Origin of the sequence: Pseudoalteromonas sp. NZS71_1 (assembly GCF_015864305.1) — a bacterium.
Lineage (GTDB): Bacteria > Pseudomonadota > Gammaproteobacteria > Enterobacterales > Alteromonadaceae > Pseudoalteromonas > Pseudoalteromonas arctica.
Window position 1 is genome coordinate 21255 of sequence record NZ_JADYXM010000011.1, and the last position, 13270, is coordinate 34524.

Below are 13270 nucleotides of genomic sequence, written 5' to 3' on the forward strand. Positions count from 1 at the left end.
TCTATCGTTATGATTACACTAAAAACAATAACTTGATCACACAAAATGACCCGCGACAGGGGGGAACCAAAATGATAAGAAGATCGCTTTTTGTTAAAAATAGAATCGCTATAGGTTTAGCAGCCGCTAGTTTAGGTTTATCTGCAGCAAGTACTCAAGCTGTAACATTTGAAGCTGGAGGTTTTGATATTACCTTCGATTCAACCTTTTCATATGGGCAAAGTGTTCGCGTAGAAGACAGAGACTTTAACCTAATTGGCAAAAGTAATAACCCAGCATTTGATTGGACAGGATACAACCCAGCGCTAAGTAATACTATTTACTCATCACAAGATGTATGGGCACAACCGGGCTCTTACTCAAACAATGGTGATGCGGGTAATTTAAATTTTGATAGTGGTGACTCCTTCTCAAAACTATTGAAGGGCACACACGACCTTTCAATAAACAAAGATAACTACGGTTTGTTCACTCGCTTCATGTATTTTTATGACTTTGCGTTGATGGATGGCAATCATGCATATTCAAATCCTACATCAGGGCAGGGTGTTGATCCATGTGACGATAAAGACACCAAAGCACAAAGTTGTGCCGACATACGTTTATTAGACGCGTTTGTATGGGCCGATTTTGATTTAAATGATGGTAATAACCCTTTATCTGTCCGTTTAGGCCAGCAAGTAGTTAACTGGGGTGAAAGTACGCTTATATCTCATGGTATTAACGTAAACCCAGTTGATATAGATCGATTAAAAGCACCTGGCGCTGAGCTAAAAGAAGCATTTATACCAATCGGTATGCTTTGGGCATCGCTCGGAATTACTGAGAACATTACGCTTGAAGGTTTCTACCAATATCAATGGCAAGAAACACGTTTACCAGCAGCAGGTACATACTTTTCTACTAATGACTTTGCAGCAGAAAATGGTTATCAGCAGAATGTTCAATTAGGCTTTACGTCTAATCCTGATATTGATGTTGCTTTTTTAACGGATAGTTTAAATAACCTAACATCTGATTTTGCATTAGCAGCAGCTGCTCAAGGTATTGATCCTTCAAGTGCTGAAGGAAGCGCTTTATTAGCCCAAATGTATCTTGCTTACCCAACTAAGGTTGCATTAAAAGGCAAAGGGGATAATGGTAAAACAGAACCTGAAGATGGCGGCCAGTATGGTTTACGTTTAGGTGTGTTTTTACCTGAATTTAATGATACTGAAATTGCACTCTATCATGTGAATTACCATAGCCGTCGTCCGCTTATATCTGGTCGCGTATCAAACTTTTCACAAGCTGCAATTGCCCAAGATTTAGCGATGATCATGACGACAGAAATTACGTCAGATAATGTTGCTGATTTAACCGCTTTTTCTAAAGCTGAAAACGACTACCCAGAAGATATTAAACTATATGGTTTAAGTTTTAACACCACTATTGGTGAAACAGCCTTTGCGGGTGAGTTTGCGTTTCGTCAAGATGAACCACTGCAAATTGATGACGTAGAGTTACTTTACACAGCTATGCCTGAGCAATTGGCGCTTGCCGGTATTCGTCCTGATTTTGCGGGTATTTCGCAAATGAGTTTTGGCGATGCTATAAGCTCTGTTGGAGCGGGTGAAGTTGCTCAAGGCTATATAGAACGTGATACATCACAAATTCAATTCACGGCTACTCACTTATTTGGACCTTCATTAGGGGCTGATAGTTGGGCTGTTGTTGGTGAAGTGGGTGCTGTAAAAATTCATAACATGCCAGAATATGACGAAATGCGTTTAAATGTATCCGGTACTGGCCGTAGTGGCACAATTACAGGCCCAGGTACTAATGATTATTCAACATTGCAACTTGGTTTATCAAATGGCGCTGAAGAAAAATCATTCGCCACAGCATCTTCTTGGGGTTACCGCCTAATTGCTAAAGGTGATTATTTTAACCTTTACAAAGGTATTAACTTCTCTCCACGTTTTGTATTTTCTCATGACGTAAATGGTAATACACCAGATCCTATGTTCTTATTTATTGAAGATCGTAAATCTTTAGGTGCAACCATGAACTTTAACTACCAAAATGCGTGGTCACTTGATGTGAGCTATAACTCGTTTTGGGGCGGCGGCGATATTAATACTTTCTCGGATCGCGATTACGTTTCTTTTAACTTAAAATATTCTATTTAGGGGTAACATTATTATGATTAAAAAACCTACCCTCATCGCTACAGCTTTTTGTAGCTTGTTTGCAAGCAGCGCAGCTTTAGCTAAATTAAACGCTGATGAAGTTGCTCAATTAGGTCAAAATTTAACGCCAATGGGCGCAGAAAAAGCAGCTAATGCTGATGGCTCTATTCCAGAATGGAATAATGGCATTACAACAGCCCCAGCAGGTTATGAAGCTGGTATGCATCACCTTGACCCATTTACAGCTGATAAAGTGCTTTTCACTATTGATAAAAGTAATATTGAAAAGTACAAAGCTAATTTAAGTCCGGGTCAAATCGCTTTATTTGAAGCATATCCAGACACATTTAAAATGCCTGTGTATGAAACACGTCGTTCTGCGTCTTACCCTCAGTTTGTGTATGATGCGACTAAAAAGTTTGCACCGACTGCTGAATTAATCGAAGGCGGTAACGGTATTAAAAATACGGCGATTGGTATTCCTTTCCCTATTCCTAAAACGGGTTTAGAGGCAATTTGGAATCACTTATTACGTTACCGTGGCCAGTCTATTGAGCGTTTTGGTGGTCAAGCTGCACCGACTGCATCTGGTTCTTATAACTATGTTGGCTTTGATGAGCAGTTATTAGTTAAATACTCAGACCCTAGTGCAACACCAGCAGAGCTGCAAGACTCAAATATTTTGTTTAAGTTTAAACAAAGCGTTACAGAACCGGCTCGTTTAGCGGGTACTGCATTATTAGTTCATGAAACAATGGATCAAATATTAACGCCGCGTCAAGCATGGACTTATAACTCGGGACAACGTCGTGTTCGTCGTGCACCTAATGTTGCATATGATGCACCAGGCACAGCTGCAGATAGCCTGCGTACTACCGATGATTTTGATATGTTTAATGGCTCGCCAAATCGTTACAACTGGACACTAAAAGGCAAGCAAGAGTTATATATACCTTACAACAGCTATAAACTTCATAGTGATAAGCTAGAGTACGATGATATTTTAATGCCTGGCCATATTAACCCAGAACATACACGTTACGAAAAACACCGTGTTTGGGTTGTTGAAGCTAACTTAAAAGATGATACACGTCATATCTATAAAAAACGTGTGTTTTACATCGATGAAGATAGCTGGCAAGTACAGGTTACTGATATTTATGATAACCGCGACCAACTTTACCGTGTAGCAATGGCTTATGGCCTTAACTACTACGAAGTACCTACACAGTGGAGTACGCTTGAGGTTTATCATGATTTGAATTCTCGTCGTTATTTAGCAATTGGTTTAGATAACCAAGAAAAAATGTACGATTTTTCACAGTCATTTAACGATAACGAATTTACTTCAAGCGCTTTACGTCGCGCAGGTAGATAGTATTAAACTAGGCATTTAACAATTTGTTAAGTGCCTTTTCCTTTCTCATCGCGTTTGTCTTACAGCGCGCAACGCTTTCCCCAGTAAAAAGACAAACAACTCTCTCGTACAAGGCGATTAAAATTTATGAAGTATTTGGTATATGCCAGCCTGATAATAAGCGGTGCGAGTGTTGCACAAGAAGCCCCTAACAATGCAATCAGTGCAACAAATGCAGCTAAAACCTTACTCACCGAAATAACCAACACAGGCAATAGTCTAATTGCAGTAGGTAAACACGGTACTGTTATTAAAAGTATCTTGGGTGATAAATGGCAACAAGCTGAGCTAGTCCCAACTCAAGTGCTATTAACTGCCGTTGATTTTAGTAATGAAAATAATGGATGGGCGTGTGGCCACGATGCAACAATAATAAATACTACTGACGGTGGTGTTAATTGGCAACTACAACAAGCACAACCAAAATTAGACAAACCATGTTTAGATATTCTATTTGAAGATGATTTAAAAGGTTTTGCAGTGGGCGCATATGGCATGTTTTATCAAACCACCGATGGTGGTAAACATTGGCAAAAACGCTTTTTAGATTCGCTATTATTTAGTGATGATCGTGATTACTTGAACGATTTAAAAGAAAATGACCCCGAAGGATACGAAGCCGAAACTGCTTCAATTTTACCGCACTTTAATCGAATCGAAAAAACAGATAATGGTTTAATGCTGGTTGGTGAGATGGGCTTGATGGCCAGAAGCATTGATGATGGTCAAACTTGGCAAAGGATAGAAGAAATTTATCCTGGTTCATTCTTTGCAGTTGCATCAGATAGCACACAAGAAATTGTGGCAGGGCTTCGAGGTAATGTTTTTGCAAAGCAAAATGGTGAACAGCAGTGGCAGCATTTCGAAAATGTTAAAACAGCGACGATCAACAACATCATTAATTATAATAACAAACAATGGCTTATGCTTGCCAACAGTGGCGTTATTTTTCATCTTCAAGATGGGTTACTCACCCATGAGCAGCTTGCTGACGGTAAAGCGATTCTTGATGGTGTAATTTTAGATAACAGACTGATCATGGCTACAGAAGATGGCATTAAAGTGAAGGAGTTAACCCCTTAATGCATAAACTACTCGATTTTATTGAAAAGGCGATTTTTAGACATCGCTTAATTATGCTTATAAGTTTTGCACTTATAACCTGTTTACTTGTATTCAAAGCGACTCAAATTCAATTAGATGCATCGTTTAATAAAAATATTCCGTTAAACCACGACTATATGAAAGTATACACTAAGCATGAAAAACAGTTTGGTGGTGCAAACAGTATTTTGATTTCAGTGTGTGATGACAGCGGTGATATATTTAATCCAGAATTCTTTACTCAGTTAAAAGCGGTCCACGATCAGCTTTATTTTATTCCAGGTGTAAATCGTCCATTAGTTAACTCTATATTTTCACCCAGTGCTCGTTTTGTTGAAGTAGTCGAGGATGGCTTTGCAGGCGGTCCAATTATTCCTGCCAACTTTAAAGCTGACAAACGTGGCTTAGGTGTTGTAAAAGAAAATATCGAAAAAGCAAAAGTTGTAGGACGTATGATTGCCAGCGATTACTCGTGTGCAATGGTAACTGCTCAACTTTTAGAAACTGATCCTCAAACACAACAAAAATTAGACACATTAGCTTTTGCACAAAAGCTAGAAAGTGATTTAAGAGAGCCTTTAAGTACGGACAAAGTAAGTATTCATATTATTGGCTTTGCAAAAATGGCTGGTGATATAGCTGAAGGCGCTAAAGGGGTGGTTGTATTTTTTGCCATTGCTATCGCTTTTACCTTTATTATGGTCTGGCTATTTTGTGGCAGTTTAAAGCTGACTATTTTGCCTATCGCATGTTCCATTATTGCTGTTATTTGGCAATTAGGCCTGCTTTCAAGTTTAGGTTTTGGCCTAGACCCTATGTCTATTTTGGTACCGTTTTTAGTATTTGCTATTGGTGTAAGCCATGGCGTGCAGATGATAAATGCGATTGGTAAAAAAGTAGGTGAAGGTAAAACAACACGTATTTGTTGTCAGTCAAGTTTTAGGGCTTTATTAGTGCCAGGCGGTATTGCACTGCTTTCAGACACCGTAGGCTTCTTAACATTACTTACCATCGATATTGGTATTATCCGTGAACTTGCCATTACAGCGAGTTTAGGTGTAGCAGTAATTATATTTACTAATTTAATCTTATTGCCAGTTTGGGCTTCGTACATGAACTTTGAAAACAGTGTACATATTCAATCTGGTGATGCAGCAAAACCAAACATGCTCGATAAAATCCGCGACTTACTTGTTAAAGCGACTGATCCTAAAGTAGCTAAAATGATTATTGGTTTTACACTTGTTCTATTTGCTTTAGGTTACTGGCAAGCAGATAAAATGCGTATAGGTGACTTACATGCAGGCGCGCCATCACTGCATCAAGATGCCCGTTATAATCAGGATACATTCTTAATATCTGATAAATATACTATCTCGTCTGATATCTTAAAGGTAATTGTAGAAGCATATCCTGCAGCATGTACTGAGCATGATGTGATGGAGCGTATAAGCCGTTTTCAATACAAAGTAGAGAATGTAGCAGGTGTGCAGTCTGCTGTAAGTTTGAGCTCTGTAGCTCAATCGGTTAACGCAGGCTACAACGAAGGCAATTTGAAATGGCAAAGCTTGCCACGAAATTCAGCAAGTTTAGTGCAGTCAACGTCTCGAGTTGAAACTAGTACAGGTTTACTTAACGGTGATTGTTCAGTTATGCCAGTGATTATATTTTTAGATGATCATAAAGCACAAACTATCGATACTGTGATTAAAAGTGTTAAGCAATTTGCACAAGAAGAGGGCACTGATAAATTAGCATTTAAACTAGCGTCAGGACCTGTTGGCGTAATGGCAGCGACTAATGAGTCAGTTGCAGAAGCGCAAATACCAATGATGCTTTATGTTTATGGTGCCGTTATCATCTTATGTTTAATGAGCTTTAGAAGCGTAAAAGCAACGATTGCTGTGGTATTGCCGCTTTATATCGTATCAACACTTGCACAAGCACTTATGGTGCAATTAGAAATAGGCTTAACCGTTTCTACTTTGCCAGTTATTGCTCTAGGAGTAGGTATTGGGGTCGATTACGGTATTTATATACTGTCGTCGATGATGGGGCAGCTTAAGCAAAATGTACCATTAAGTGTTGCTTATCGAAATGCGCTTGTTGAACGTGGAAGTGCGGTTCTATTTACCGGTATTACACTTGCGATTGGTGTGAGTACGTGGATATTCTCAGATCTTAAATTCCAAGTTGATATGGGTATACTGTTAACCTTCATGTTTTTAGTAAATATGTTAGGTGCAGTGTTGTTATTACCCGCTATTGGTAGCCTTCTCTGGACTGACCAGAAAAAATAATGTGAATAATTTTGCTCCTAAATGGCCTGTAAAGGCCATTTATATCTACAATTTGTGAATAGATGACCAAATAGCTGAAATGCTTAAAATGTTTTCATCGAAAAGGCTGTTTATTAGCTGTAAAAGGGTTAGAATTTAATTGACTCCACGCTAATGAATAGCTGTACAAATTCCTGCTCCTGAGCAGTAATAGATTAAGGAACATACAATGACACGAAATGAAGGCCAAGCCTCGGTTATCCTAGATAATGTCTGCAAGCTGATCCAGAAAAAAGTTCGCGCTGATAATGTGTTACTCGTTGAGAAATTCGCCAAAGCCTTGTACAGCAATATGTCTAAAGAGGATTTGGCAAACCGCAACGATAGTGACCTATATGGCGCAGCATTAAGCCTTTGGAACTCGCTAGAAAAAAATACTACCGACGACGCTGTTATCCGCGTTTTCAACCCTGAAGTGGCAAAAGATGGCTGGCAGTCATCACATACAATCGTAGAGATTATTACTAAAGACATGCCGTTTTTAGTTGATTCTGTTCGTATGGCCATGACTCGTGAAAATATCGCCTCTCACTTATTACTTCACTGCCCATTAAAAATTAAGCGCGATGAAAACGCTAAAATTTCTGGATTATCAAATTTAAAAGCAGAGCAAGAATCCTCATCTACTAAAACAGTATTTTTTATTGAAATTGACCGTCAAACAGATTCTTCTGTGATTGAGTCTTTCAAGAAAGAGTTAGAGTCGGTTCTTGTTGATGTGTCAGTTGCTGTTGATGATTGGCAGCCAATTCGTAAAAAATTGATTGCAGTAACCAAAGAGTTACCTAAACGTCATCATAATAAAACGACAGAAGAAGTTTCAGAAACAACTGAGTTTTTAGATTGGTTAGCGAAAGATAACTTTACCCTAATGGGTTACCGTGAATATGAGCTAAGCCCAGTTCAAGGTGATTACCAATTAAAAGGTAAAATGGAATCAAGCCTTGGCTTGATGAAAAACTCTACTGAAGAACACACACGATTATTATCAGAATTACCAGAAGTTGCTCGCCAAGAAGCACGCAGCAGCAACCTACTGATCTTGACAAAAACAAACTCTGTTTCTCGCGTTCACCGTCCAGCCTACATTGATTACGTAGGTATTAAGCGTTTTGACGATGAAGGCAATGTAATTGGTGAAGACCGCTTTATTGGTTTGTTCTCATCAAGCTTTTACAATAATAGTGCTACTGATGTGCCTGTTTTAAAAAGTAAAATTAACCGCATTATGGAAATGTGTGATTTTGCTAAAGGTACACACGCTTACAAAGCTGTTTTAAATATTTTAGAAACCTACCCACGTGATGAGCTAGTTCAAGCGCGCGAAAGTGAGCTACTTGAAGTTGCTATGGGTGTTTTACAAGTACAAGAGCGCGATATGTGTCGCTTGTTTGTACGTAAAGATGCGTATGGTCGCTTTTTATCTTGCATGGTTTATGTTCCTCGCGAACGCTATAACACGGCTCTTCGTCGTGAAACGCAAGATATATTAGCTAATGCATTTAATTCTGACGATAAAGTCGAATTTACTACTTATTTCTCTGAGTCAACACTGGCGCGTACTCATTACACCGTTCGTGTGACCGACAACAAGATCGAATATAACGTGAAAGACATCGAAAACAATTTAGTAGAAGCTGCACGTACGTGGGAAGATAAACTTCAATCTGCACTTTTAGAGTCTGCGGGTGAAGCACGTGGTAACGATTTAAATCGTAAATACTGTAATGCGTTTGCACGCTCATACAAAGATGAAGTGCTTCCAAGTGCTGCGGTTGTTGATATTGAAAAGTTAGAACTACTTAGCGATGAAAACAAGCTAGAAATGCTGTTCTACCGTCCTCAAGAAGAAGCAAACAGTAATATTGTACGATTAAGCTTATTCCATAAAGATGAGCCAATTCACTTATCTGATGTTATGCCAATGCTTGAAAACTTTGGTCTGCGCGTTGTTGGTGAAACACCATATTCAGTTAAAACTAGCGATGGTCGTATTAACTGGATCATGGACTTCTCGATGCTTATTGACAGCAAAGGGATGGCAGACTTTGATAAAATTTCAGCACGTTTTCGCGCTGCATTAACAAATGTGTGGGGCAACCGCCTTGAAAATGATGGTTTTAACCGTTTAGTGTTAATGGGTGGGCTAACTGGCCGCGAAGCCTCTATTTTACGTGCTTACGCTAAGTACATGCGTCAAATTGGTGTAACGTTCTCACAAAGTTACATTGAAAGCACATTTGCAAATTATCCAAACATTGCAGCGCAAATTGTTAATTTATTTGCTAAAAAGTTCTCAGTTAAGAGCCCAGCAAGTGCTAAAACACTTGAAAAGTTAAGTACGCAAATTTACTTAGAACTTGAAAATGTAGCAAACCTTGATGATGACCGTATTATACGTTTATACGTAGATATGATTGTTGCGACGCTACGAACTAACTATTTCCAAAAAGATGATGCAGGTCAGTTTAAAGCGTATATATCGTTTAAAATACGCCCTAGCTTAATTCCTGACGTACCGCTTCCTCTTCCTGCGTTTGAGATTTTTGTATACTCTCCGCGCGTTGAAGGTGTGCATTTACGTTACGGTAAAGTAGCGCGTGGTGGTCTGCGTTGGTCTGACCGTCGTGAAGATTTCCGTACTGAAGTACTTGGCTTAGTTAAAGCTCAACAAGTTAAAAATACAGTAATAGTACCTGTTGGTTCTAAAGGTGGTTTTGTATGTAAACAATTACCTAGTGAGCGCGAAGCGTTTATAAAAGAAGGCCAAGAGTGTTACAAAATCTTTATCCGTGGTCTTCTAGATATTACAGATAACATAGAGCGCGGTGAAGTAGTGCCAGCTCGCGATGTTGTTCGCCACGATGAAGATGATGCTTACTTAGTTGTTGCAGCCGATAAAGGAACCGCTACTTTCTCTGATATCGCAAACGGCATAGCTAATGAATACAATTTCTGGCTAGGCGATGCATTCGCATCAGGTGGCTCGGTTGGTTACGATCATAAGAAAATGGGTATTACAGCTAAAGGCGCATGGGAGTCAGTTAAACGACATTTCCGTGAAATGGATATCGATTGTCAAACGACTGACTTTACAGTGGTAGCTATAGGCGATATGGCGGGTGATGTATTTGGTAATGGTATGTTGTTATCTAAGCATATTCGTTTACAAGTTGCCTTTAACCATATGCACATTTTTGTTGATCCTAACCCAGATGCTGCTACTTCTTACCCAGAGCGCGAACGTTTATTTAATATGCCGCGTTCATCTTGGGAAGATTACAACAAAGAGTTAATTTCTGCCGGTGGTGGTGTTTTCTCTCGTGCTGCTAAATCAATTACGCTCAGCCAAGAAATGAAAAAAATGTTGGGTACTAAAAAAGCAAGTATGACCCCAAATGAGTTAATGAAAGCTTCATTGATGATGGAGTTCGATTTACTGTGGAATGGCGGTATTGGTACATACATTAAAAACTCTAAAGAAACTGATGCAGATGTAGGGGATCGTGCAAACGATGCACTACGTATCAATGGTAGAGATTTAGGCGCTAAAATAATTGGTGAGGGCGGTAACTTAGGTGCAACTCAATTAGGTCGTGTTGAATTTGCAGCTAAGGGTGGTCGTGTTAATACTGACTTTATTGATAACGTAGGGGGCGTTGCCTGTTCAGATAACGAAGTTAACATTAAGATTTTACTTAATGGCTTGGTTGCTGAAGGCGACTTAACACGTAAACAACGTGATGAGCTACTTTATTCAATGACAGATGAAGTATCTGAATTAGTATTAAAAGACTGTTACCGACAAACACATACTATTTCAATTACGCAGTCTAAAGGTACTTCCACGCTTAAAGAAAAGATTCGCTTTATTCATGCACTTGAAAAAGATGGCAAGTTAAACCGTGCTATTGAGTTCATTCCAAGTGATGAAGAATTGGCAGAACGTGCAGCAGCAGGTAAAGACTTAACTCGCCCTGAGCTTTCAGTGCTAGTTTCGTACGCAAAAATGGTATTAAAAGAGTCTTTAGTAAGTGATGAAATTACTGAAAACCCTTACTATCGTCAATTGCTTGTGAAGTCATTCCCACGTCCTCTACGTGAGAAGTTTAACGATGCGATGAACAACCATCCACTTCGTAAAGAAATTATTGCAACTAAACTTGCTAACAGTATCGTTAATGATATGGGTTTAAACTTCATGGTACGTATGCATGAAGAAACCGGTGCCAACGAAGCTGAAATTGCAATGTGTTACTCAATTGCTAGCGAAATATTTGAAATGCGCGATACATGGTCTTCTATCAGCGCACTGGATAATAAAATACCAGCAGCGGTACAAACTGAAATGCTTTACCAACTTCGTCGTACTGTTCGCCGTACTACGCGTTGGTTCTTACGTCATCGTAATAAGTCACAAACGATTGAACAAGGAATTGAATTCTTTGCGCCAACGTTTAAAGATTTAAGCGATAATTTAAATACATACATGATTGAAAAAGAAAATGACCGTATTGTAATTGAAGCTAATAAGTTAATTGATGCCGGCGTTCCTGCAGATATAGCTAAGCGTATTGTTTCGTTATCAAGCTTATTCTCTGTGATGGATTTAGCTGAGGTTGCTAATAATTCAGGTAAGAGTATTTCGATGGTATCGAATACTTACTTTAAACTAGGCGCGAGAATGGGTCTGCATTGGTTCTTAGAGCAAATAACTAAGCAACCAGTAGCAAATCATTGGCAAGCACTTGCTCGTTCATCTTACCGTGAAGAGCTTGATTGGCAGCAACGTACGTTATCTGAAGTGGTGCTAAATAGCTTTGAAGGTGACGAGAGCGATGTTGATAGCCAAATAGATGAGTGGATGGATAGCCAAGATTTATTACTTCAGCGTTGGAAACAAATGTTGGCTGAGTTTAAAACATCACAAAGCCATGACTTTGCTAAGTTCTCAGTTGCACTTCGTGAACTTATGTTATTAAGTCACAACTGTGATACATCAGGAAAATAATTTAGCTTTAATCAGTTATTTGTTTAGTAAATAAATAACTGATTGTTAAAATTGTTATACAATACCTCAGCCTTGTCTGAGGTATTTTTTTGTCTGAAATTTAAAAAGAGGATTATATTGATGTTTTATGATTTAGCTCGCCGTTTTATGTTTACCCGTGATGCGGAGTGGGCGCATGAGTTTGCACTTAATAATCTTCGTCGTTTTGCTAATACGCCTCTAAATATAGCTTGGTCACAAAGTGTTTCAGATAAACCCGTAAACTTTTTAGGTCTTGAATTTAAAAATCCAGTAGGGCTTGCCGCTGGCCTGGATAAAAATGCAGAATGTATAGATGCATTTAGTCAAATGGGATTTGGTTTTATTGAAGTTGGAACGGTTACACCGCGTCCTCAAATTGGTAATGACAAGCCACGTATTTTTAGACTTCCAGAGTCAAACGCAATTATTAACCGTATGGGTTTTAATAATAAAGGTGTTGATAATTTAGTCGAAAATGTAAAAGCAGCAAAGTACAGTGGCATACTCGGTATCAATATTGGTAAAAATAAAGATACACCTAACGAGCAAGGTAAAGATGACTACATTCATTGTATGCGTAAAGTATTTGAGCATGCCTCATATATTACGGTAAATATTTCATCACCAAATACCCCAGGGCTTCGTGATTTACAATATGGTGCTGCACTTGATGATTTATTGCAAAGTCTTAAAAATGAACAGTTAGATTTAATTGCAAAGCATAATAAGCAAGTTCCTATGCTTGTAAAAATTGCACCGGATCTCGATCAAATACAAATAGAGCAAGTAAGTGAGTCACTTTTAAATAATAAAATTGATGGTGTAATTGCCACAAACACAACGCTTGAACGAGCCGCAGTCATGGGGCAGCAATATGCACAAGAGGCGGGCGGTTTATCAGGTCACCCTGTTAGAATGCGCTCTACAGAGGTAGTAAGTGAACTAAAACGCTTAACACAAGGTCAGCTACCAATCATCGGAGTCGGCGGTATTGATGATGCTATATCTGCAAAAGAAAAGTTAGATGCAGGCGCAAATTTAGTTCAGGTTTATACTGGGTTCATCTACAAAGGTCCACAATTGGTAAAGTCGATCGTTAACGGCTTATAAGGATCAGTTATCTAAGCTTTTGATCGTTAGCTAAATGTTCTAAGCAAACATTTTAAAAGTGGTCAAAAGCGGTTATACTCTGAGCAATAATTATTCA

At 38.8% G+C, this 13270-nt stretch carries 6 protein-coding genes; all 6 read left to right on the plus strand.

The window, feature by feature from the left end; all coding sequences use genetic code 11:
- Positions 1-71: 71 nt before the first annotated feature.
- Complete coding sequence (locus tag I6F43_RS15065) at positions 72-2171, plus strand: DUF1302 domain-containing protein (RefSeq protein ID WP_197102968.1); 2100 nt, start codon at positions 72-74, stop codon at positions 2169-2171.
- 13 nt (positions 2172-2184) lie between these two features.
- On the plus strand, positions 2185-3549 hold the full coding sequence (locus I6F43_RS15070) for a DUF1329 domain-containing protein (RefSeq protein ID WP_165726186.1): 1365 nt from the start codon (positions 2185-2187) through the stop codon (positions 3547-3549).
- A gap of 126 nt (positions 3550-3675) precedes the next feature.
- A complete protein-coding gene (locus tag I6F43_RS15075) occupies positions 3676-4671 on the plus strand; it encodes a WD40/YVTN/BNR-like repeat-containing protein (protein WP_197102970.1) in 996 nt (331 codons plus the stop codon).
- Complete coding sequence (locus I6F43_RS15080; protein WP_007586903.1) at positions 4671-6992, plus strand: efflux RND transporter permease subunit; 2322 nt, start codon at positions 4671-4673, stop codon at positions 6990-6992. Before I6F43_RS15075 ends, I6F43_RS15080 begins: the two co-directional genes overlap by 1 nt.
- 208 nt (positions 6993-7200) lie before the next feature.
- Complete coding sequence (locus I6F43_RS15085; RefSeq protein WP_197102972.1) at positions 7201-12042, plus strand: NAD-glutamate dehydrogenase; 4842 nt, start codon at positions 7201-7203, stop codon at positions 12040-12042.
- A 120-nt stretch (positions 12043-12162) separates the two neighbouring features.
- A complete protein-coding gene (gene pyrD / locus I6F43_RS15090) occupies positions 12163-13173 on the plus strand; it encodes a quinone-dependent dihydroorotate dehydrogenase (RefSeq protein ID WP_197102974.1) in 1011 nt (336 codons plus the stop codon).
- The last annotated feature ends 97 nt before the right edge of the window (positions 13174-13270 follow it).